At 65.3% G+C, this 22,834-nt stretch carries 18 protein-coding genes and 2 pseudogenes; 13 read left to right on the top strand and 7 right to left on the bottom strand.

The window, feature by feature from the left end; genetic code table 11:
- Positions 1-91 precede the first annotated feature (91 nt).
- The 3 genes from EPN59_RS06735 (at position 92) to EPN59_RS06725 (ending at position 3,669) form a co-directional block, all read left to right on the top strand.
- Positions 92-2,686, top strand: a complete 2,595-nt coding sequence (locus EPN59_RS06735; RefSeq protein ID WP_293036297.1) for a mechanosensitive ion channel family protein — start codon at positions 92-94, stop codon at positions 2,684-2,686.
- A 239-nt stretch (positions 2,687-2,925) separates the two neighbouring features.
- Positions 2,926-3,393, top strand: coding sequence for an Lrp/AsnC family transcriptional regulator (locus tag EPN59_RS06730; RefSeq protein ID WP_293036294.1), 468 nt, complete (start codon positions 2,926-2,928; stop codon positions 3,391-3,393).
- 87 nt (positions 3,394-3,480) lie between these two features.
- Positions 3,481-3,669 carry a hypothetical protein gene (locus EPN59_RS06725; RefSeq protein WP_293036292.1) on the top strand — a complete coding sequence of 63 codons (189 nt, stop codon included), beginning with the start codon at positions 3,481-3,483 and terminating at the stop codon, positions 3,667-3,669.
- 56 nt (positions 3,670-3,725) lie between these two features.
- Here EPN59_RS06725 and EPN59_RS06720 read toward each other — a convergent pair whose 3' ends face one another.
- Complete coding sequence (locus EPN59_RS06720) at positions 3,726-6,071, bottom strand: FUSC family membrane protein (protein ID WP_293036290.1); 2,346 nt, start codon at positions 6,069-6,071, stop codon at positions 3,726-3,728.
- Positions 6,072-6,191: 120 nt separating this feature from the next.
- Positions 6,192-6,833, bottom strand: a complete 642-nt coding sequence (locus EPN59_RS06715) for a VC0807 family protein (protein ID WP_293036287.1) — start codon at positions 6,831-6,833, stop codon at positions 6,192-6,194.
- A 181-nt stretch (positions 6,834-7,014) separates the two neighbouring features.
- Between EPN59_RS06715 and arfB the strand changes: the two genes are divergently transcribed.
- Entirely contained in the window at positions 7,015-7,419 is a 405-nt protein-coding gene (gene arfB, locus EPN59_RS06710; RefSeq protein WP_293036284.1) for an alternative ribosome rescue aminoacyl-tRNA hydrolase ArfB, read from the top strand.
- Positions 7,420-7,456: 37 nt separating this feature from the next.
- Here arfB and EPN59_RS06705 read toward each other — a convergent pair whose 3' ends face one another.
- Positions 7,457-7,714, bottom strand: a complete 258-nt coding sequence (locus EPN59_RS06705) for a DNA-binding protein (protein WP_293036281.1) — start codon at positions 7,712-7,714, stop codon at positions 7,457-7,459.
- Between the two features lie 203 nt (positions 7,715-7,917).
- Positions 7,918-8,172 (bottom strand): hypothetical protein, encoded by a 255-nt coding sequence (locus EPN59_RS06700; protein ID WP_293036278.1) that lies wholly within the window; start codon positions 8,170-8,172, stop codon positions 7,918-7,920.
- 841 nt (positions 8,173-9,013) lie between these two features.
- On the opposite strand from EPN59_RS06700, the pseudogene EPN59_RS06695 reads away from it, so the two are divergent.
- A pseudogene (locus tag EPN59_RS06695) lies at positions 9,014-9,247 on the top strand (hypothetical protein); the annotation flags it as partial.
- A 411-nt stretch (positions 9,248-9,658) separates the two neighbouring features.
- Here the strand turns inward: EPN59_RS06695 and EPN59_RS06690 are convergent.
- Together EPN59_RS06690 and EPN59_RS06685 are read right to left on the bottom strand one after the other, a co-directional pair.
- Positions 9,659-9,946: a hypothetical protein gene (locus EPN59_RS06690; protein ID WP_293036276.1), complete on the bottom strand. Its 288-nt coding sequence runs from the start codon at positions 9,944-9,946 to the stop codon at positions 9,659-9,661.
- 244 nt (positions 9,947-10,190) lie between these two features.
- Positions 10,191-10,592 carry a transposase gene (locus tag EPN59_RS06685; protein ID WP_293036273.1) on the bottom strand — a complete coding sequence of 134 codons (402 nt, stop codon included), beginning with the start codon at positions 10,590-10,592 and terminating at the stop codon, positions 10,191-10,193.
- 740 nt (positions 10,593-11,332) lie between these two features.
- Here EPN59_RS06685 and EPN59_RS06680 point away from each other — a divergent pair.
- The 3 genes and pseudogenes from EPN59_RS06680 to rluB all read left to right on the top strand — a co-directional run bounded on the left by EPN59_RS06680 (position 11,333) and on the right by rluB (position 15,489).
- The gene (locus tag EPN59_RS06680) at positions 11,333-12,529 is read left to right on the top strand and encodes a pyridoxal phosphate-dependent aminotransferase (RefSeq protein WP_293036319.1); all 1,197 of its coding nucleotides are present in this window, start codon (positions 11,333-11,335) and stop codon (positions 12,527-12,529) included.
- A gap of 381 nt (positions 12,530-12,910) precedes the next feature.
- A pseudogene (gene scpB / locus EPN59_RS06675) lies at positions 12,911-13,558 on the top strand (SMC-Scp complex subunit ScpB); the annotation flags it as partial.
- Positions 13,559-13,725: 167 nt separating this feature from the next.
- Complete coding sequence (gene rluB, locus EPN59_RS06670) at positions 13,726-15,489, top strand: 23S rRNA pseudouridine(2605) synthase RluB (protein ID WP_293036270.1); 1,764 nt, start codon at positions 13,726-13,728, stop codon at positions 15,487-15,489.
- A gap of 182 nt (positions 15,490-15,671) precedes the next feature.
- Here the strand turns inward: rluB and EPN59_RS06665 are convergent, their stop codons facing one another.
- Positions 15,672-16,019, bottom strand: coding sequence for a hypothetical protein (locus EPN59_RS06665; protein ID WP_293036267.1), 348 nt, complete (start codon positions 16,017-16,019; stop codon positions 15,672-15,674).
- A gap of 14 nt (positions 16,020-16,033) precedes the next feature.
- Here EPN59_RS06665 and rimP point away from each other — a divergent pair, with 14 nt between their 5' ends.
- The 5 genes from rimP (at position 16,034) to truB (ending at position 22,668) form a co-directional block, all read left to right on the top strand.
- On the top strand, positions 16,034-16,492 hold the full coding sequence (gene rimP, locus EPN59_RS06660) for a ribosome maturation factor RimP (protein WP_293036264.1): 459 nt from the start codon (positions 16,034-16,036) through the stop codon (positions 16,490-16,492).
- The gene (gene nusA / locus EPN59_RS06655; protein WP_293036260.1) at positions 16,489-17,964 is read left to right on the top strand and encodes a transcription termination factor NusA; all 1,476 of its coding nucleotides are present in this window, start codon (positions 16,489-16,491) and stop codon (positions 17,962-17,964) included. Before rimP ends, nusA begins: the two co-directional genes overlap by 4 nt.
- A 140-nt stretch (positions 17,965-18,104) precedes the next feature.
- On the top strand, positions 18,105-21,071 hold the full coding sequence (gene infB, locus EPN59_RS06650; RefSeq protein ID WP_293045741.1) for a translation initiation factor IF-2: 2,967 nt from the start codon (positions 18,105-18,107) through the stop codon (positions 21,069-21,071).
- A 139-nt stretch (positions 21,072-21,210) separates the two neighbouring features.
- The gene (rbfA, locus tag EPN59_RS06645) at positions 21,211-21,579 is read left to right on the top strand and encodes a 30S ribosome-binding factor RbfA (protein WP_293036494.1); all 369 of its coding nucleotides are present in this window, start codon (positions 21,211-21,213) and stop codon (positions 21,577-21,579) included.
- A gap of 102 nt (positions 21,580-21,681) precedes the next feature.
- Positions 21,682-22,668: a tRNA pseudouridine(55) synthase TruB gene (gene truB / locus EPN59_RS06640; protein WP_293036496.1), complete on the top strand. Its 987-nt coding sequence runs from the start codon at positions 21,682-21,684 to the stop codon at positions 22,666-22,668.
- The last annotated feature ends 166 nt before the right edge of the window (positions 22,669-22,834 follow it).

Raw genomic sequence — 22,834 nt, 5'->3', positions numbered from 1 at the left:
TGCATTCCGCTTGCATTCTGTTACTCACGCCTGGCGCGCAGTCTGACGGAGTGCGGCTAAACTGGAATGTCCTGATTTCGCCCCTTTCGCCATGAATTCATGCTCCGGACGGGTCGATGCGGGCGCGCCGCAGCAGCATGCGAGACCGCCCGCGTCGGGTTCCGTCTCCGGCTTGCGCACCGCGAACGCCGGACGCACTGCGCGCCTCGCGCAGCGGCTCGTGCGCCACGCACTGTTGACGCTTGCGTGGCTGGCGGCTGCTTTGTTGTGCGTGCCGCCCGCTGCGGCCCAGCCTGCGCCGGCCGCCAAATCCGGCCCGCCTGCGTCGGTCGTGCCGATTACGCCGATTGCGCCGGTGCCTGTGCTGCCCGCGTTGAAGAGCATCATCACGGGCCAGCCCACGCCGGCTTCCGGCGCCTCGGCGCCCGAGGCTGCGTCCGCGCCGAACCCGGCCAGCGAGGCCGAATTCGCCCGCTCGCTCGACAGCGTGATCGCCACGCTCGACAACGAGCGTCAGCGCGAAGCGCTCGTCGCGCAGCTCAAAAAGCTGCGCGAAGCCTCGCACCACGTCGCGCCTGCGCCCGCTTCCGGCGCTGCGGTGACGTCGGGGCTGCTCGGCGCGATTGCTTCGGGACTTTCGTCCGTCGAAGCCGATGCTCGCCACGGCAGCAGCCCGCTGCATTACTGGGCCGGGCGTTTTTCGGCGGCTGGCAGCGAGCTTGTCGCGCTTGCGGCGGGCGAGGGCGATGAGAGCGCCGGTCACCTCGTACTCGACATGTTCGCGATGCTGGCAGGGTGGGGCGCAGGCGCTGCGGCGCTCACCTGGCTGTTGCGCCGGACGCTGCGGCGCTTCTCGGTCGATACGGGCTTGCAGCCCAATCCGACCACCCTCGAACTGGCCGTCTTCGTGCTGCATCGGGTCGGTCCGTTCATCGCCGCGTTTTTTGGCGCGCTGGTTGTCGAGCGGGCGCTGCCGGAAGCCGTCGGCCGCACGATCGGGCTCGTGATCGCTTACGTGATCGTGGCGGGCGCCGTGTTCTCGTCGATCTGCCTGATCATGTTCTCGCTGTTCGGCTCGGGGCACCGGCGCGCTGCCGTGCGGGTGCTGATCGCGCAAGCCAGACGGCCGCTTTTCGCCATCGGCGTACTCAGCGCGCTCGGCGACGCGGCGACCAACTACGAAGTCGCGCATCAACTCGGCATGAACCTCGCCGCGCTGGTCTCCACGGCCGCGAACATGACCGCCGCCGTGCTGACCGCGACCTTCGCCATCGGGTTCAGGCGGCCCGTCGCGCACCTGATCCGCAATCGCGGCTACGAACTGCGCCACGACCACAGGGCGCTCACCGAAATCTTCGACGTGCTCGCGTCGCTCTGGCACGTTCCGATGCTGCTGCTCGCGACCGCTTCGATCATCGCGACCATCGGCGGCATCGGCAGCAGCGAGAACGTGCTGCAGATCTCGGTCGTCACCGCGCTGTTGCTCGTACTCGCGTTCTTCCTTTCTGCCATCGTGCGGCGCATCACGCGCCCGGACCCCGCGCGCGTGCGGCGGCGCTCGCCGTATCTGCGGCGGCTCCTGCGTTTTGCGGGCTCGCTGACCACGGTCTTCATCTGGCTCGCCTATTTCGAGTTGTGCGCGCGCCTGTGGGACATTTCGCTCGCGCGCATCGTCGAGGCGAGCGTGGCCGCGCGCGGCATCGCGCATGCTTTCTTCGCGATCGGCGTGACAGTGTTTCTCGCGTGGCTCGTCTGGATCATCCTCGATACCGCGTTTCTCGAAGCGCTTAATCCGAGCGGCCCGCGCGGCAAGGGGCGCGCGCCCAGCACGCGTGCGCGCACCATGCTGCCGCTCATGCGCAATGCGCTGCTCGTGACGATCCTCGCGATTGCCGGAATCGTCACGGCGGCCAATCTCGGCATCAACGTGACGCCGCTGCTCGCGGGCGCGGGCGTGATCGGTCTCGCGATCGGCTTCGGCGCGCAGTCGCTCGTGAGCGACCTCATTACGGGCCTCTTCATCATCATTGAGGAAACCATATCGGTGGGCGACTGGATCGATCTCGACAACGGTCACGCGGGCACCGTCGAGCATCTGTCGATCCGCACGGTGCGCCTGCGCGACGGGCAGGGCGCGATCCACGCCATTCCGTTCTCGCAGATCAAGATCGTGAAGAACCTCTCGCGCGACTTTGCGTTTGCGGTGTTCGAAGTCCGCGTCCCGTTTTCAGTGGAACTCGACACGGTCACGCGGCTGATTCGTGAAGCGGGCGCGGATCTGGCTGCGGATTTTCGCTACCGGCGCGAAATTCTCGGGCCCATCGAAGTCTGGGGGCTCGACCGCTTCGAGCCGAACTGGATGGTGTTCAAAGGTCAGATCAAGACGCGGCCGTTGCAGCAGTGGAGCGTTGCGCGCGCATTCAATGCGCGCCTGAAACGGCGCATGGACGAAGCGGGCATTGACATGCCGGTGCCACAGATGCAGGTTCATATGTCTTCGCGCGGCGAGGATGCCGCGCCGCACGCCGACGATCTCGGGCCGCCGCACGAGCGGCAAAAAAGGGGCGCGAGATCGTCGCCGAGCGACGCCTCGCACGAACCGCGGCCCGCTCCGCCGCCCACGGCTGGCTCGGACGCCTCGCCGCCGCAGATTCCAACGGCGGGCGGCTCGGCGAAACGCAGCTAGCGGCGCGCACGGCGCCGTGGCGCGATGTGATGCAATGCAATGTGGCGCGCGCGGTTGCGGGCGCAACCAACCCCGTGGCGTGGAGCGCAATGGCAGTGGTGGCGGTTGTGCCCGTCTGGCGCCCGCCGAAGCTGTTGCGCGCCGGTTTTTTTGCGGCTTGCGTTGAGAAGGCGTTTCCCTATAATTTCCCGGTGCTGACTCTGAATAGAATAAATATCTACACACGGGAAAGAGCGGGAATGGATGTCATCGACATAAAGCTCATCGAGCTGTTGCAGCAGGACGCCACGATGCCGGTCGCCGAACTGGCACAACGGGTGAATCTCTCGCAGACGCCCTGCTGGAAGCGCGTTCAACGCCTGAAGGAGACCGGCGTGATCCGCGCGCAGGTGGCGTTGTGCGATCCGAAAAAGCTCGGTGTGGGGACGACGGTGTTCGTCACGGTGCGCACGAACCAGCACACCGAGGCGTGGGCGCAGGCCTTCACGCGTGCGGTGCAGGACATTCCACAGATCGTCGAGGCGTACCGCATGAGCGGCGAGACGGACTATCTGCTGCGTATCGTGGTGGCGGATATCGACGATTACGACCGCGTCTACAAGCAGTTGATTCGCGCCGTGCCGCTTTCCGACGTCAGTTCGAGCTTCGCGATGGAAATGCTCAAATATTCGACGGCGCTGCCGGTACGCAACGTGCAAACGGAATAGAACGGCGGTGCAGCGCCCGCGCCGCAAGCCGTCTGCAAGGCTGCGCGGCGTAGAATGCCCGCTTCCCCCATTTCTTTTCTGCGAGCCATGAACGATCCGCGCAAGCCGTCATCCGCGTTTGGCGTAGTCGTGTTCATCGTGGTGGTGGTGCTGCTCGTGATCGGGACCGTGCTCTTCAATGCCATTCGCGGCAAGCGCGAACACGACGAAGCCTTCCCGCCGCAAACGTCCAGTGAAGCTGTGAGCGACGCACCAGCGAGCACGCCCGCGAAGTAGCGGGCGGCGCGTCATGCGCTTCAAGCATGTCATGCACGTCACGCGCCTCGTGCGCGTCATGCATCGGGAAGCCGGATCACGCTCGCGTCCTTGCGGATGATCCAGGACGCCGAAATCATCTGCTTGCATTGATGCGCGAGCAACTTCAATTCCTGTGACAGTTCCGCGGACGGCCCGAGTGTGCGCTCCGCGCCGACCACCATCGCGTCGAGATCGCGCGTGAGGCGCTTTGTCATGTCCATCTGATCGGCGGCGGCGGGTGTACCGGCTTCGGCGGCGACGAGGTTCTCGCGCACGCACGAAAGCGCGGAATCGAGCGCGTCGAGCGGCACGGCCTGGCCGGGCTTCGTGGCGCTGGCGAGAAGCGGTGCGCTTGCCGTGATCTGCGAGGCAAGCACGTGGCTGCGGATCAGCAGATCGTTTAGTTCCGCGACGAATTTCTGCGCGAGCTTCGGTTCGAGCATCATGCGCTGGAATGCCTGCCCGAGATTTGCGAACGCGATGTGCACGTTCTTGCGCGCAAGGCGGTAGCGCATGTCGCGGTCGAGCGCCTGCGACGACGCACCCGCCTGCGCGCTCACTTTTGCGCCCACCGCCGCGACGGGCTGGCCCGGCGGCACGCTCGCGGTTGCGCGTTGCCGGGCGCTCGCCGCGTCGGCTGCTGCGAGCCGAACCGATCCGCCGCGCGCCGCTCCCCGCCACCAGCTTGCGTCGAGATACTGCCGTGTTGCGGCGATCATGTCGTTCACGAGCTTGCCCATGAACCGGTATTCCCAGTACGGGAACAGATGGCTCGCGGCGATGGCGATCATGCAGCCGACCACCGTGTCGATCGCACGCTCGCCGATGATGCGCAAATTACCGGGCGCGAGCAGATGGAACATCAGCAGCACATAGGCCGAGGTGAACACCACGCTGGCCGTGTAATTGAACAGCAGCAGGCTGTAGCTCATGATCATCGCGGCGAACATCGAAACGATCAGCACGAGCGGCTGCTTCACGAGCAGGATCAGCACGACGCTCGCGGCGCAGCCGATCAGCGTGCCGACAATACGCTGTGCGTTGCGCTGGCGCGTGAGCGAGTAGCCGGGCTTCAGAATGATGATGCTCGTCATCACGATCCAGTACGCGTTCGTGAGCGGCAAGAGCCGTCCGAGCCAGAAGCCCACGGCCACGGTAATCGTCACGCGCAGCGCGTGGCGAAAGCTCGGCGAGTCCATCGTGAGGTTCGAGAAGATCTGCATGAGCGGCACGCGGCGGCTCGTTACGAAGCGCTGCAATGCCTCGTCGATGCGCAGTTCGGTTTGCGTGACCGGGGCTTCGCTCGTGAGGTTGCGGCGCATGCGTTCGGTCAGGCGCGTCGCGCTCCAGATGCGCCGGAACGACGCCGAAATCGCCGCATAGGCTTCGGGGTCCGTCGCGGGCAGATTGTTTTTCTTGAGCAGTTCGAGTTCGTATTCGATCGCGCGCAGCTCGGCTTTCACGTTGACGCTCGCGCGCGGCGCGTGGTTTTGCAGCACGCCGAGGCCGATATCCTCGAGATCGGCGGCTGCCTTGCGGATCAGGTCGCGGTAAAACACCAGCAGATCGGAGCCGCCGAAGGTGTTGCGCACGAGCGGATAGTCGGTGTGCGCGCCCACGAACAGCTCGTGCAGATCGACCGTGTTGATGAACAGATTGAAGTGCATCGCGCGCCGCGCATCGAGCTTGCCGCGCCTGAGCTTCGGCAGATTGCGCAGCACGATGTCGCGCGCGGCGTCCTGGCGTTCGACGGCGGCAATCTGCTTCGCGACGAGGTTGCGATAGCACTCGTCGAGATCGTTGTCGAGATCGTAGAACTGCGCGCGCGCGAGCAGATAGTCGGCGCAGGCGAACACGCTTTCGGCGAGCGCCTGCTGCTCGATGCGATCGAGCATCAACCGGCTCACGAGCGTGGACCAGCCCGTGTACCACAGACCGCCCACGAGAATCCACAGCGCGTTGACGAGCGCCTGATGCGGCCCGAAGTGCTCGTCGAGCGTCATCACCATCATGAAGAGCGTCGCGAAGCTGATCTGCGGCCAGCGGTTGCCGTAGACGACGATCAGCGAGAGCACGAAGGTGAGCGGCACGACGGTGGCCCAGAGCGCGACCGGATTGACGGTCGCGAGGCCGGTGGCGTAAGCGGACAGAAAACCGATCACGCTGCACGCGAGCATTTCGTTGCGCTTGTACTTGAGCGGGCCGGGCATATCGACCACGCATGCGCCGAGCGCGCCGGTCGAGATGGTGAAGGCGAGGTCGCTCTTGTGGAAGACGAGCAGGCACAGAACGGCTGGAAGCGAGATGCCGATCGCGATGCGCAGGCCGCCGTAGAAGTACTGGCTATAGAGGAATTTGCGGATTTCTACCGAGTAGCGCATCGACTGCCGGTGACGTTCGGGAGCGGCAGGACGCCGCAGGCTGCCGGTGAGTCTAACTGATTTTTGCGGCTCCCAGATGAGCCTGGTGTGTGTGTGGGTGGGTGCGGAATGCGCCGCGCCTTATGCGGCCGGATCGCGGAGCAGTCCACGGGTGCCGCCGATGCGCCGCATGCGCGTGCGGTACCAGAAGGTCCAGGCGAGCAGGCCGCCGAATATGCCGTAGCCGAAGATCGGCGAGACGAGGAGGAAGCGCTCGATGGGCCAGGTCGCGGCGAGCCAGGTGCGCAGCGCGGCGTCGCCGGTCATGCCGAGGCCCCACACGATGGTCAGCATGCGCATCGCCGAAGCAAAATCGCGTTGCTCGGCCCAGAGCAGTTCGAAGCGCGCGGCGCCTTCGGGCGTTTCGCGGGCGACGGTTGCGCGCGCAAGGTAGAACACGAGCGGCCGTCGCGCGAAGAGCGAGGCGAGAAAGGTGACGCCGATGGCGCCCGAGGCGAGGCTTTCGCGCATCAGCAGCACGCGCGGGCCGCCGCCGAGAGCCATCGCGCCGAGCGAGAGCACGATGCCGAACAGCACGATCGCGGAAAGCGCATCGATACGCCGGAAACGCGCAAGTTCGACGATGCTCCAGACGACCGGCGGCACCGCCGAGGCAATCAGTCCGCCGACCTCGCCGTAATGCGGGTAAGCGAGACGATAGGCGACCCAGGGCAGGAGCAGGTTGACCGCCAGTTCGGCGACAAAGGCCGGGCGCAGCTTCATGGGACGCGTGCTCCTGTGTGGTTGGGGAAAGTATGGTCGACGGCGCAACGATCGGCAATCGGCGTTGCTGCGGACCCTTTCATGACCCGCATCGGGCGTGCCTCGCGCGATATCCGCGATGCGTTGCGTGTGCGACACTCGCGCATGTGCCGTTGCATCCCGCCTGGAAACGCTGCCCGTCATGACCGCCCACCATCCCGTTGCCGCAGATGAAGTCGAACTGGTCGCCGTTCGTGCGCAAGGCGCGGGCGGGCAGAACGTGAACAAGGTGTCGAGCGCGATTCATCTGCGCTTCGACATCCGGAACTCGTCGCTGCCGGAGGTGCTGAAAATGCGCTTGCTCGCGCTGTCCGACCGGCGCATCACGCGCGAAGGCGTGGTCGTCATCAAGTCGCAGGAATACCGCACTCAGGAGCAGAACCGCGCGGCTGCGCTCGCGCGCCTCGACGAATTGATCGACAGCGTGAGCGCGACGCGCAAGGCGCGCGTGCCGACGCGGCCCAGCCGCGCCTCGAAGCTGCGCCGCCTCGACAGCAAGTCGCGCCACGGCGAGGTGAAGGCGGCGCGGCGGCGTGTCGTCGACTGACGCCGCGCGGGGTTCAGTGCGCGGCTCAGTGTGCAGCTTAGTGCGCAGTATTGGGCACGTCGAGGATCAGGATGATGGTCCAGTCGGCGTCCCCTTCGTGGTGATATTGACGCTCGGCGACGATGAACGGCTGCTGCTTGCCCTGGGGGCCGAGAAACAGCACGTCGCCCTCCATGGGCAGGCATTCGACCGGGGGCAGGGCGAGGAACGCGTCCTGATTGCCGCGCGGCATCAATTTTTCGATCTTGCGGGACGCCGCTTCGGTCCATTCGATATCGAGCTGGATGTTGCTCATGCTGTTCTCCGCGCGCGTGGCGCACAGTGTGTGGGTCGGTTCGAGGTGCGCGACTTTAGCATACTGCGCGGCGGCGTCCGTCCGGGCAGCGATGGCGCGCGCCGATGACACAAAAAAAGGCCGATGCCTGTAATTGCGGCATCGGCCTTTGGGTCATTTTGATGATTGTGGCCGCTCAAGACGACCGCGGCGCGGGGCGTCGCTTACTGCGGCGCGTGGTGTCCCCCGGACTTTCCGTGGCGGTGGTGCATGTTGTGGTGCTGGTGCATCGGCATCTGCATCGGCATTTGTGCCGATTGAGCGCCTGACTGCCGCGACTGCAGATCCTGCGCGCGCTGCAAGACATCTGCTGCTTTCTGCTGGTCGGTGCTCATGGTGATGCCACTTTCTGTTTGCGCATAGGCGGCGCTCGTCAAGGCGCAAAGCGAAATCAGGACTGCGAGGGGCACTTTTTTCATCTCTACCTCCGTAGAAGCGGTTTATGGACCCAGCCGTTGCCTGTCCAGGCCGAATGGACACGTCATACCAAAGAACAATATACGCTCCAGATGAAAACGCGTGACGCTGGCTGTGCGGCGTTACATCTGGTTACGCTTGCGTCGACGCGGCAGGCCTCCCGAACCCTCCGATCATTCCGCAGACGTGAAATTGGCCCATGCCGATCAAGTCGCGGAGCGCCGTCTGGATGTTGCAAAGACTGGGATGGCGCGGGCGCAAGCGAGGCTGCGCATGACGTATGCCCGAGACGGCGGGCACGGGATGTGTTTCGGCGCTTCCGGAACCGGAGCAGGCCGTTACGCGTACGTATTCGCGGTCGCGGAAGGACGACGATGACCGTCTTCAGGCCGAACAGCATAAGCCGTGCTTTCGTATGGTCTTAGGGAGTGCGATGCATCGCTGGCTGGTCCGGATCGTGCCGAATTGCCGGCCGGTCACCCCGACGCGAGCAGGGGCATGCGGCGCAAGTCATGGCGCCGCGACGCCGTGCGCGGGCGGCGTTTCAGCACGATCAGCGCAATAAATGACACAAAGAAAACAAATAGAATCAATGCGAATGAGGTAACGTAGTGTTTTCGGGGAATGGTCCCACGCGCTTATGCACCGTAATCGCGGCGTAATCGTGGTGCGGTGCCAGTGGTGAGCCGGGTGGCTCGCCACGCTTGCCGGGGCCCGGAGCGCTTGCAGTGCCCGCCTCGCGGCGGACGCATATCGACGGCCGGTCACGGCGGGCTGCGCGCTCCGCTGGCTGGCGTTGTCGGGCACAACCGTTCGAAGGCCGTATTTTAAGAAAGAAGTGAGATGACCACGTATTCCAACGAAGCAGTGCTCGAAGCGTTGCGGCGGGTGCAGTACCGGCAGGTCCCATGGGCGCGGCGTCCCGAAGTCTTTCAATACCTGCGCGATCTTGGCCTGATGGACACGGTGAGACAGCGCACGGTCGCACCAGCGCCCGGTTTCCACGCACCGGTCGACATCGCCGTTTTGACGGACCGCGGCCGCGCCGAATTTGCGCGGCTCGCACGCGACGAGCGCTCGCTTCAGTGGGCCGACCACCGTGTTGCCAGCTACGCGCTTGCCTGCGTGCCGCAGGTCGGTCTCGAAACCCGCCAGTAGGCCGCTTCCACTACCGCTCCACGGCCACGCCGCTGTCACGCGTGTTGTCACGCTGCGCGGATCCCGCGTCTGTCTGCGATGAACCAAAAAAAAAGCCCGTATCGGACGATACGGGCTTACCGGAATTACTGCTGCCACGCTGTGCTTAATGGCTAACGATAGACCGTCGGCCGTACGCAGTGGTTCCCGTAATCTGTGCGGCTAAAGCGCCGGGTTTGCGTTACTGCAACGTTCGAGCGATCGGAAAGGCGTGTGGCAGGCGAACCATGCCGGAAAGCCTGGGTGTCGAGCGAGGCGAGGCGGGGCGCGGCGGGGCGATGAGGAGGCGGTTCAGCGGCGCCGTTGCGCCGGCGGTTCCGGCCGCGACTGCGTGGCGGCGCGCTGACGCGCGTTATCGACGATATCGCCGCGCAGGTTGCCACGCGGCACGGCCGCATTCACGCCGTGCGGCAAATGCGCTTCGTTCGGTTGTTGATTCGCGACGCGGGGCATGGGCCAGCCTGCAGCGCCTGCGCGCGGCGGCTGCGCGAGCGCGCCGGACGGCGCGAGCGAGGCAAGCAGTGCGAGGGTGGGCAGCGAAACCATGATGCCCCGGGCGAGCAGCGTCATGGGTTTCATGGCGGCCTCCCGTCAACCTGGGTTGTCGACGTTGATAGACATGCTCACACCCTAACGTTGGCCGCCAATGGGTGCTGTGAATATTGGTAATGAGATGTTTCGCCTGTCAGCCCGGAAAAATGGCGCGAGAAACTGACAGGCGAGGGCGCGAGCGCACCTCGGGTAGAGGGCTGCGGAGAGGGACGCATCACCGGGCGCGCGCGGCGCCCGGCCCGTGATACATGCAATGCATGTAGCCAGGAACTCAGGCCATCTTGACGGGCGCGCGCCACGACTCCGGATTGGTCCAGAACGCACCGCGCAGGCGGTCGCGGCTCGGCGGTGCGGGCGGCTTGGTCGCCGTCGCCCCGATGCGGCCGCGCAACGAAATTTCGCGGCCGCTCGTACCGAGGCGTTTGACGATTTCGGCGAGCGTGCCGTCGGCTTGCCACTCGTCGAACCGGCGGCGGCAGGTGGGCGGCGATGGATAGCGGCCCGGCAGCTTCGACCAGCCTTCACCGGTCGACAGGACCCACAGCACAGCATTGACCACTGCCCGTGCTTCGACGCGGGGCCGCCCGCGCCGTTCGCTCCGTGCGGGCTCCGCGCAGAACAGCGACTCGACCAGCGCCCATTCGTTGTCTCTCAAATCGTCGAAAAGCATCATGTTTCACCTCAGCGAAGCTATCTCCGGTGCGCTGCCCCGCGCTGCGCACTCTTCATGTGTTTCCGGCCTGGTTGGCGGAGTTTCAGGCTTGTTCGGCTGACGGTCCGGACTTGTACGTTCCGGGCGTCGGCCGATCCTGTGCGTGACCCGACGCGAAAAGCGTGCCAATTCGTACGCCTTTCGCCTCTAAGCCGCGTGGCAGCAAGTCCGCGCGGGTGCTTGCCAGCGCCGTATCTGACTAGAAATCGCGAGTCCCGAATATCAGGAGAATCACCAATCGTGTGCAATCGGGCACGCAACGCGTGCGTGCGCGCCGGATTGCTGCACTGCCGCGAACAATCCTTCGTTGGGTCTTCGTTGGGTTTTGTCGGGTTGTCGTGGGGTGAAGCCGACCGGCGGCAGCCGCGTGTGCTCGCGGCTGCTTGTTGCTGCTCGTTGCTGCTCGTTGCTTTCGCCCGACCGGGCGGCTTAGCTCAGGCGTGCGATGTGATTTGCATTGCACAATAGTCGGCTTGATATTGCGTGCGCGAAACCGAAATCGGGGTCGAACGCGCCGGCCAACACCGCATGAAATTTCGCTAACCGAACGCATCGGTGCAAGGGTTTTTAAGTAAAACGTAAATCTTCACATGTGTCGCGTGCGCGCTACACTGGTTGCCTGCGCAACTGCCGAACTCCCCGGATGTCCTTCAATGAGCGATTCCGCCCTGACTTCGTCCTTTTCGTCCTCTATGTCCGCTATGTCCTTTTCGTCGAAAGCCGGTTTGCCTGAGGCGCGCGATGCCGTGCAGACACTGCGCTCGTCGCAGATCCGGGAGGTTGCGAACGCGGGCTTCGGCGTGCCGGACGTGCTGCCGTTCTGGTTCGGCGAATCCGACCGCGTGACGCCGCCGTTTATTCGCGAGGCCGCGGCAGAGGCGCTTGGGCGCGGCGACACGTTCTACACGCACAATCTCGGCATCGCGTCGCTGCGCGAAGTGCTTGCCCGGTACGTGAGCGAGCTGCACGGTGCGACATCGCCGGAGAACATCGCAGTGACGAGCGCAGGCGTGAACGCGCTGATGCTTGCCGCGCAGCTTGTCGTCGGCGCGGGCGACCGGACGGTCGCGCTGACTCCGCTATGGCCGAATCTGGTCGAGATTCCGAAGATTCTCGGTGCGACGGTCGAAACGGTATCGCTTTCGTACGGCGAGCGCGGCTGGACGCTCGACCTCGACCGATTGCTGGCGGCGCTCACGCCGGACACGAAGCTGCTGCTGATCAATTCCCCGAACAACCCGACCGGCTGGGTGATGACGCGCGACGAGCAGCGCACGGTGCTCGATCACTGTCGCCGCCACGGGATCTGGATCGTCGCCGATGAAGTCTACGAGCGCCTGTACTACGGTGAGGCCGGGGAGCGCGCGGCGCCTTCGTTTCTCGACCTCGCGTCGCGCGACGAGCGCCTAATTTGTGTCAATTCCTTTTCGAAGGCATGGCTCATGACGGGCTGGCGGCTCGGCTGGATGGTCACGCCGCCCACGCTGATGGGCGATCTCGGCAAACTGGTCGAGTACAACACGTCGTGTGCGCCGTCGTTCGTGCAGCAGGCCGGCATCGCGGCAGTCGAGCATGGCGAGCCGTTCACGCGCTCGCTCGTCGCCGATCTGCGCGTGTCGCGCGACCATCTGGCGGCGGCGCTCGCCCAGCTGCCGGGCGTCGACGTGAAGGTGCCGCGCGGCGCGATGTACCTGTTTTTCAAGCTTCCCGGTGCGCAGCAGAGCCTCGCGCTGTGCAAGGCGCTCGTGCGCGACGCGGGCCTCGGGCTTGCGCCCGGCAGCGCATTCGGCCCCGAGGGCGAGGGTTTCGTGCGCTGGTGCTACGCTTGCGATCCTGCGCGCCTCGATGCGGGCGTCGAGCGTCTTGCGGGCTATCTGGCGGCGCGCGGGGCGTGCTGAGTCCGGGCTGGGCGCGTGCCGGGCGCGTGCCGGGTGTGTGCCCGGTGTGTGCCCGGTGTGTGCCCGGTGTGTGCCCGGTGTGTGCCGAGAGGTATGTGCAATTTGCGCCCGGTATCGGCACGGCGCCGCGACACTGGGGCAGCGCGCGGGCGTCTTTACGCACCCGGTGTTTTTGCGTAATATGGCGCTCAGTCTAGCGATTCCCCACGGGATTATCGCTGCTCCGTCCGGCTGGGTCTGGCTCTAGTGCCTGTATTGCGGCCCCCCGGTGCGTGCTCCCATCAATATGACCGATCAGAATCGGGCGAGCGCGTCTCCAGTTCCATATCGTCTCTGTCTGATCCGGTTCCTTGAACCCGACTTAAGGTCTGACCTGGCTGCATGAATACCCAAGAGGCGAAAATCGTCCTCGAGACTGCATTGATCTGCACGCAGGAGCCGCTGAAAATCGGCGATCTGCGCAAATTGTTCGCGGATGACATTTCGGCCGACACGGTTCGTCACCTGCTCGAAGACCTGAAGCAAGACTGGTCGGGCCGCGGCGTCGAGCTGGTGGGGCTCGCGTCCGGCTGGCGGTTTCAGAGCAAACCGGCAATGCGGACGTATCTGGACCGCCTGCACCCCGAAAAACCGCCGCGTTATTCGCGCGCGGTACTCGAAACGCTTGCGATCATCGCGTACCGGCAGCCGGTTACGCGCGGCGATATCGAGGAAATTCGCGGCGTAACGGTGAACACGCAGGTCGTAAAGCAGCTCGAAGACCGGAACTGGATCGAGGTCATCGGTCATCGCGACGTGCCGGGCCGCCCGGCGCTCTACGCGACGACCCGGCAATTTCTCGACGACCTCGGGCTGAAATCGCTCGAGGAGTTGCCGCCGCTCGACGACCCGTCGTCGCAGATCGGCGAGCAGCTGCTCGCACAGCACGCGATCGAGTTTGCGGACAACGAAGCGGTGCAGCGGATCGCGGCGGGCAGCGAAGGCGCCGCGCCCGAAGCGCTTGATCCGCTGAGCGTCGAGCCCGCAAGCGAAGACTCGCGCGAAGATCAACGCGAACATGAAAGCCGCCGCGACGCGGCGCAGGACGATCCCGCCTCGACGGCGGATGACACAGCCGCGCAGCGCGGCATCTGATGCAACAAGCGTGATTGACGCGCCCCGCAACGGGGCGCGCAACCTGACATTTTGAGGTTGTTTTGACTGATATCCACGACACCGATTCGACCGACGCGTCCGAATCCTCGCGCCGCGCGGCGTCCGCGCATGGCGACGAACCGCATGCTCGCGAAGGCGGGGGCGATGTCGCCGAGGTGCAGACGTCCGGTGGCTCGGGCGAGGGCGAAGACCGTCCGCGCCGTGGTCTGCGCCGGGGTCCGCGCAGCCTGATCGCACGCCGCCGGGCGGGCGCCAAGGCCAAGTCCGCCGAAGCGGCATCCGCCGAGGGCGCACCGGCTGCGGCTGAAATGCCGGCGGAAGGCGCATCGGGCGCGCAGGCGCGCGCCCCGCGCAAGGAACGCACGGCGAAGCCGGGCCGCCGCAGTCAGGCCGAGGGCGCCGACCAGGCCGCCGCAGCGGCGGGCAAGCCCGCGCGCAAACGCCAGAAGGGGCCGCAGCCTGGCCAGGGGCGCGCCGAAGCGCCTTCCGCCGCGGGCGAGAGCGCGCAGGACGACCTGTTCCTCTACGTGACGTCGCCGGCTTTCGATGCCGACAACACCGCCGGATCCGGCGTACGTGCGCCGATGCTGCGCCGCGGCCGTCCGCAGCAGGCGCGGCGCGTCCTGAGCGCGGATGACGACGCGCCCAAGCTGCACAAGGTGCTCGCCGATGCGGGCATGGGTTCGCGCCGCGACATGGAAGAACTGATCATCGCCGGGCGTGTTTCGGTGAACGGCGAACCGGCGCACATCGGCCAGCGCATCCTGCCGACCGACCAGGTCCGCATCAACGGCAAGCCGATCAAGCGCAAGCTCGCGAACAAGCCGCCGCGCGTGCTGCTTTATCACAAGCCGACCGGCGAGATCGTGAGTCACGCCGATCCGGAGGGCCGCCCGTCGGTGTTCGACCGGCTGCCGACGATGAAGACGGCGAAATGGCTCGCGGTCGGGCGCCTCGATTTCAACACGGAAGGTCTGCTGATGCTGACCACCTCGGGCGACCTCGCAAACCGGTTCATGCATCCGCGATACAGCGTCGAGCGCGAGTACGCCGTCCGTGTGGTCGGCGAGCTTTCGGAGGGGAACCGCCAGAAGCTGCTGAAGGGCATCGAACTCGACGACGGCCCGGCGAACTTCCTGCGCATCCGCGATGGCGGCGGCGAGGGCACGAACCACTGGTATCACGTCGCGCTGGCCGAAGGCCGCAACCGCGAAGTGCGCCGCATGTTCGAAGCGGTCGGCCTGATGGTGAGCCGCCTGATCCGCACGCGTCACGGTCCGATCGATCTGCCGCGCGGGCTCAAGCGCGGTCGCTGGGAGGAGCTGGAGGACAACCAGGTGCGCGCGCTGATGGCGGCCGTCGGGTTGAAGGCGTCGACCGAGGAGAAAGGCGGCCGTGGCGGCAATGCGCAGGAGCGCCGTCAACCAGACCCGATGCAAACCTCGATGGGCTTCATTAACCGCGAGCCTGTCCTGAGCTCGCACGGCGCGATGAACCAGCCGCGTCAGGGACGTCGCGGCGTCGCTGGCGGCTTCGGCAGCAGCAGTGGCGCGGCCGGCGGTTTCAGCGCCGGTTTTGGTGGCGGCCGCAACGGCAATCGCGGTGGGCGGGACGTCGACGGCAATCGCGCACCCGCGGCGGGTAAACGCGCGGGTGGCAACGCGGGTGGCAACGCAGGTGGCAATCGCCGCAGCGGTCCTGGCGGCAACGGCAACACAAGCGGCAACGCCAGCGGCAACCGCGCACCGGGCAGCACCCGTGGCGGCCAGCGCGGCGCTCCGCGTAACCGTACGCGCGGTCACTGAATCCGACAGCACGGCGCTCGCTGCGGCACAAGCAGCGAGCGCCGTCGCACGTTGCCCGAAGGGTCTCGAACACGCGCTTGCATTACCTTGCAGGCACATGCAAACGATGTTGCGCAGCCTGTGCCAAACGCGAATCAAGCCTTTCCATACAGGCAGTTAGCGCGCTCTGGTTTGCGCTGAAATCAAAAAAAGGCTACAATCTCGTCGTCGCTGGGCGTGCAGCTTTTATTTGCACCCTTGGTGCGACCACCTTGGCAAGAAAAGAAGATGGGCGTTTCGCCCATTTTTTTTTGGTCCGGCCACTTTGCATCATGAAGCAAAGCGGCAGCGCGCAATAAAAGTAATACGTAAAGTAATACGTGCGAAAGCGAACGGACAAGGCTCTTTGCAGAGCCTCGCGAGCAGTTACAGGCACGCGCAAGCAGGGGTGAGTCAACCGGGGAGCAAGCAATGTGCAAGAGCGCGCGCTCACCTGGCGCGCGGCCCGCGAGACCGGATTTCAGGAAGTTGCTGGCCTGCTGCGCGAACATCTGGAGTAGGTATTGTGCAACTGACGGAACTGATTGAAACCACGGTCACCGGACTCGGTTACGAGCTGGTCGACCTCGAGCGCACCGGGCGCGGCATGCTGACGATCTACATCGATCAGCCCGCGGGAATTGCGATCGAGGACTGCGAGAAGGTCACGCGTCAGCTGCAGCACGTTCTGACGGTCGAGAACATCGACTACGAGCGACTCGAAGTTTCGTCGCCCGGCCTCGACCGTCCGCTGAAGAAACTGGCGGACTTCGAACGCTTCGCAGGCTGCGAAGCGGTCATCACGTTGAAAAAGCCATTGGACGGACGGAAGTCGTACCGGGGCATCGTGCATGCACCCGAGGGCGAAACCATCGGTCTGGAATTCGAAGGGAAGGCGGGTCCCGCGATGCTGGATTTCACGCTCGCGGACATTGACCGCGCACGCCTTATCCCCAAAGTTGATTTTAGGAGCCGCAAACAATGAGTCGCGAAGTGTTGATGCTGGTGGACGCACTGGCACGCGAGAAAAATGTCGACAAGGACGTGGTGTTTGCCGCCCTTGAAGCGGCGCTGGCGTCCGCCTCCAAGAAACTCTTCGACGAAGACGCGGACATCCGCGTGCACATCGACCGCGAGAGCGGCGTGCACGAGACGTTCCGCCGCTGGCGCGTCGTGCCGGACGAGGCCGGTCTTCAGGAGCCGGATCAGGAGATCCTGCTGTTCGAAGCACGCGAGCAAAACCCGGACGCACAGATCGACGAATTCATCGAGCAGCCGGTGCCGTCGGTCGAGTTCGGCCGCATCGGCGCGCAGGCCGCCAAGCAGGTGATCCTGCAGAAGGTGCGCGACGCGGAGCGCGAGCAGATCCTGAACGACTTCCTCGAGCGCGGCGAAAGCATCATGACCGGCACGGTCAAGCGCATGGACAAGGGCAACTTCATCGTCGAATCGGGCCGTGTCGAAGCGCTGCTGCGCCGCGACCAGCTGATTCCGAAGGAGAACCTGCGCGTGGGCGACCGCGTGCGCGCCTGGATCAGCAAGGTCGACCGCACGGCACGCGGTCCGCAGATCGAACTCTCGCGCACCGCGCCCGAGTTCCTGATGAAGCTCTTCGAAATGGAAGTGCCGGAAATCGAGCAGGGCCTCCTTGAAATCAAGGCGGCCGCGCGCGATCCGGGCGTGCGCGCCAAGATCGGCGTCGTCGCTTACGACAAGCGCATCGACCCGATCGGCACCTGCGTCGGCATCCGCGGTTCGCGCGTGCAGGCCGTGCGCAATGAGCTCGGTGGCGAAAACGTCGACATCGTGCTATGGTCGGAAGATCCCGCCCAGTTCGTCATCGGCGCGCTCGCGCCGGCTGCCGTGCAGTCGATCGTCGTCGACGAAGAAAAGCACTCGATGGACGTGGTCGTCGACGAAAGCGAGCTGGCGGTCGCCATCGGCCGCAGCGGCCAGAACGTGCGTCTTGCCAGCGAACTGACCGGCTGGCAGATCAACATCATGACGCCGGACGAAAGCGCGCAGAAACAGAACCAGGAGCGCACGGTGCTGCGCGACCTGTTCATGGCCCGTCTCGATGTCGACGAAGAAGTCGCCGACATTCTCATCGACGAAGGCTTCACGAGTCTCGAAGAGATCGCTTACGTGCCGCTCAATGAGATGCTCGAGATCGAGGCGTTCGACGAGGCCACCGTGCACGAGCTGCGCAACCGCGCGCGCGACGCGCTGCTCACGCAGGCCATCGCGAACGAGGAGAAGGTGGAGACCGCCGTACTGGATCTGAAGAGTCTCGACGGCATGGACCCGGATCTGCTTGCGCTTCTGGCGCAGCACGCAATTCACACCCGCGACGAGCTTGCCGAGCTGGCCGTGGACGAGCTGGTCGAAATGACGGGAATGGAAGAGGACGCCGCCAAGGCGTTGATCATGAAGGCGCGTGAACACTGGTTTCAGTAATGAAGCCGGTGCGCAACGAGCAGGAAGCGACCATGACCCACTGAACTGATCGCGGCTGGCCCCGCCGCCGAGCGGGGCCCAAACGGCCGCATGAACCGATGTCAACCGCAAGGAATCGCTCCTTGCATTAAGAGGAATGAATGGCGAGTATCAACGTAGCCCAATTTGCCGCGGAACTGAAAATGCCTGCAGGCGTGCTGCTCGAGCAATTGCAGGCGGCGGGCGTCCAGAAATCGAGCGAGGACGATGTTTTGTCGGAAACCGATAAGGCACGCCTGCTCGACCACTTGCGCAAGTCGCACGGTTCGAACGACGCGGACAAGCGCAAGATCACGCTGACGCGCCGGCATACGTCGGAGATCAAGCAGTCCGACGCGACGGGTAAGGCTCGCACCATTCAGGTCGAGGTGCGCAAGAAGCGTACGTTCGTCCGCCGTGACGAATCCGCCGATCAGGCGGAGGCATCGAATCATGCAGTCGACGCTGTCGCCGCCGAAGAGGCCGAGCTTCAGCGCCGCGAAGAGGAAGCTCGCCGCGAGGCCGAGCTGCTCGAACGTCAGGCTCAGGAACTGAAGGAGCGCCAGGAGCATCTCGCGCGTGAAGAGGCCGAGCGTCTCGCACGCGAAGAGGCCGCTGAAGCCGAGCGCCGCCGCGCCGAGGAAGAAGCCGCGAAGAAGAAGGCAGCGACCGATGCCGCCGCGCGCGAGCTGGCCGCCCAGGCAGTCGAGGCGCAGCGCACCGCTGCCGAGGCGCAGGCAAACCAGGAACAGCAGGAACAGCAAGACCGCCAGGAAGAGCAGCGTGCCGCAGCCGAGCGCGCCGCACAACGCGAAGCGGCCCAGAAGGCCGAGGCCGCTGCGCGCGAGGCCGCCGAAAAGGCACGCAAGGAACAGGAAGAGATCGCTCGCCGCCGTGCGGCCGCCGAGGCCGAAGCGCGCGCGATCCGTGAAATGATGAACACGCCGCGCAAGGCGCAGGTCAAGGCGCCTGAGCCGCCGAAGCCTGTCGAGCCGGCGAAGGCCGCCGAAGCGAAGGGCACGCTGCACAAGCCGCCGCGTCCGGAAGGCGCGGCACGCCCGGCGCAGGCCGGTGCCGGCGCTGCGGCGAAGAAAGCGGCTCCGGCTGCTGCTGCGCCGTCGGCGGGCGCACCGGGCGCAGGCGCGGGCGACCGCAACAAGAAGCCGGGCGCCGGCAAGGGCGGCTGGCAGGACGACGCCGCGAAACGCCGCGGCATCAAAACGCGCGGCGACTCCTCGGGTGGCGTCGATCGCGGCTGGCGCGGCGGTCCGAAGGGCCGTGGCAAGCACCAGGACAGCGGCTCGTCGTTCCAGGCACCGACGGAACCCATCGTGCGTGAAGTGCACGTGCCGGAAACCGTCACGGTGGCCGACCTCGCGCACAAGATGTCCGTGAAGGCTTCGGAAGTCATCAAGGTGATGATGAAGCTCGGCCAGATGGTGACGATCAACCAGATGCTCGATCAGGAAACGGCGATGATCGTCGTCGAGGAACTCGGCCACCATGCGGTTGCCGCGAAGCTCGACGATCCGGAAGCGCTGCTGATCGAAGGCCAGACCACGTCGACGGACGCCGAGCAGCTGCCGCGTCCGCCGGTCGTCACGGTCATGGGTCACGTCGACCACGGCAAGACCTCGCTGCTCGACTACATCCGCCGCGCGAAGGTTGCCGCGGGCGAAGCGGGCGGCATTACGCAGCACATCGGCGCTTACCATGTCGAAACGCCGCGCGGCGTCATCACGTTCCTCGACACGCCGGGTCACGAGGCCTTTACGGCCATGCGTGCGCGCGGTGCGAAGGCGACCGACATCGTGATTCTCGTCGTCGCTGCCGACGACGGTGTCATGCCGCAGACGAAGGAAGCCATCGCTCACGCCAAGGCGGGCGGCGTGCCGCTCGTCGTGGCGATCAACAAGATCGACAAGCCCGACGCGAACCTGGATCGCGTGAAGCAGGAACTCATCGCGGAAAGCGTCGTGCCGGAAGAATACGGCGGCGAATCGCCGTTCGTGCCGGTATCGGCGAAGACGGGCCAGGGCATCGACGATCTGCTCGAAAACGTGTTGCTGCAGGCCGAAGTGCTTGAGCTGACGGCACCGATCGAGGCGCCTGCGAAGGGCCTCGTGATCGAAGCGAAGCTCGACAAGGGTAAGGGTCCGGTCGCAACGGTGCTCGTGCAGTCGGGTACGCTCAATCGCGGCGACGTCGTGCTTGCCGGCAGCGCCTACGGCCGCGTGCGTGCAATGCTCGACGAAACCGGCAAGGCCACGAAGGAAGCGGGTCCGTCGATCCCGGTCGAAATCCAGGGTCTGTCGGAAGTGCCGGCTGCGGGCGAAGAAGTCATCGTGCTGCCGGACGAACGCAAGGCGCGCGAAATCGCGCTGTTCCGCCAGGGCAAGTTCCGCGACGTCAAGCTTGCGAAGCAGCAAGCCGCGAAGCTCGAAAGCATGCTCGAACAGATGGGCGAAGGCGAAGTGCAGAACCTGCCGCTCATCGTCAAGGCCGACGTGCAGGGCTCGCAGGAAGCACTCGTTCACGCGCTGCTCAAGCTCTCGACCGACGAAGTGCGCGTGCAGATCGTGCACGGCGCAGTCGGCGGCATCAGCGAAAGCGACGTCAACCTCGCGGTCGCGTCGAAGGCGGTCATCATCGGCTTCAACACGCGTGCCGATGCTCAGGCGCGTAAGCTGGCCGAAGCGAACGGCGTCGATATCCGCTACTACAACATCATCTACGACGCAGTGGATGAGGTGAAGGCGGCCATGTCGGGCATGCTCGCGCCGGAAAAGCGCGAGACCGTCATCGGCATGGTGGAAGTGCGCCAGGTCTTCAAGGTGCCGAAGGTCGGCGCGGTGGCCGGCTGTATGGTCACGGACGGCATGGTCAAGCGTTCGTCGTCGGTGCGCGTGCTGCGCAACAACGTGGTCATCCACACCGGCGAACTCGACTCGCTCAAGCGCTTCAAGGACGACGTGAAGGAAGTGAAGCAGGGCTTCGAGTGCGGTATGTCGATCAAGAACTTCAACGATATCGTCGAAGGCGATCAGTTCGAGGTGTTCGAAATCACCGAAGTCGCGCGTACGCTGTAACGCACAGGCGCGACGCTTGACGGGCGGGGCGGGCGCTGGCCGGCCCCGCCCGTTTGTTTTTGTGCGGACCGCTGTCGCTTATTGCTGGCTTATTTTCCGGCGTTCCGCTTTTCAAGCCGCCGAAAAAGGTGGATTAATCATGACGAAAAAACGTTCCTCTCCGAATCGCAACGTGCAGATCGCCGACCAGATCCAGCGCGATCTCTCTGAACTCGTGGCGCGTGAAGTGAAGGATCCGCGCATCGGGCTCGTCACGATCCAGAGCGTCGAACTGACGCCGGACTACGCCCACGCGAAGATCTTCTTCACGACGCTCACCGGCGACCCGCTGGCCACGCAGGAGGCGCTCAATCACGCGGCGGGCCATCTGCACAACCTGCTCTTCAAGCGCCTGCACATCCACACCGTGCCGACGCTGCATTTCCATTACGACAAGACGGTCGAGCGGGCGGTCGAGATGTCGCGCCTCATCGACGAGGCCAATTCGACGCGCGCGAAGGAAGACTGAGCACCGCCCGCCGGGCGAGCGCCCGCATGCGGTTCTTGCCCGCCGAAGGCGGCGGGCGAACGTGTTTGCGAAAGACCTGCCCGGCTGTTTTTTCTGCCTGACATGACTGCATCCTCTTCATCTGCCCAACCCGGCGCGGCCCGGCCGAAAGTTCCGCGCCGCCTGCTCGACGGCGTGCTGCTGCTCGACAAGCCCATCGGCCTTTCGAGCAACGACGCGTTGATCCGCGCCAAGCGCCTCTACCGCGCCAAGAAGGGCGGCCACACCGGGACGCTCGATCCGCTGGCTTCGGGCCTGCTGCCGCTCTGCTTCGGCGAAGCGACCAAGTTCTCGCAGGATCTGCTCGATGCCGACAAGACCTACGAGGCCACGATGCGTCTCGGCGTTCGCACGACGACGGGCGACGCCGAAGGCGAAGCGCTCGACACGCGCGAGGTGACCTGCGACGAGGCGGCGGTGCGCGAGGCGATGACGAAGTTCGTCGGCGACATCGTGCAGATTCCGCCGATGTACTCCGCGCTCAAGCGCGACGGCAAGCCGCTCTATGAATACGCGCGCGCGGGCCAGGTCGTCGAGCGCGAAGGGCGTCAGGTGACGATCCTCGCGCTGGAGATCATCGCGTGTGCGTTGCCGGACGTGACGTTTCGCGTGACGTGCAGCAAGGGCACGTATGTGCGCACGCTCGCCGAGGACATCGGCGAGGCGCTGGGCTGCGGCGCGCATCTCGTGATGCTGCGGCGCACGGGCGTCGGCGCGCTGACGCTCGAACATGCCGTGACGCTCGATGCGCTTTCGGACGCCGACGACGCATCACGCGATGCGTGGCTGCAGCCGGTCGATGCGCTGCTTTCGACGTTTCCCGCCGTGACGCTCGACGCCGAAGCATCGCGCAGATTCACCCACGGCCAGCGTTTGCCGCTAGCCGAGCTTGCAGCGGACCGGTCGCAGTGGGGCGACGTGCAGCGCGTGCGCGTCTATGGCGAAGATGGCCGTCTGCTGGGCGTCGCGAAGCCCGCGAACGGCGTGCTCGCGCCGGAGCGCCTGGTGGTGAGCCAGGCAGTGAGCCAGACGGTGAGCCCGGCCGCGTAAGCGCGCTCCATCGTTCAAAGCAAAACGGCACGCCGGTGTGAACCGGGCGTGCCGTATTTGTTTGCGACGGGCCATGACGCCCGCTTGCGCTGTAGCCGGATTAGCGGATCAACGGATCAACGGATCAACGGATCAACGGATCAACGGATCAACGGATCAACGGATC

Origin of the sequence: Paraburkholderia sp. (assembly GCF_004298475.1) — a bacterium.
GTDB classification, from domain to species: domain Bacteria; phylum Pseudomonadota; class Gammaproteobacteria; order Burkholderiales; family Burkholderiaceae; genus Paraburkholderia; species Paraburkholderia denitrificans.
This window is presented reverse-complemented; position numbering and strand designations above follow the sequence as displayed.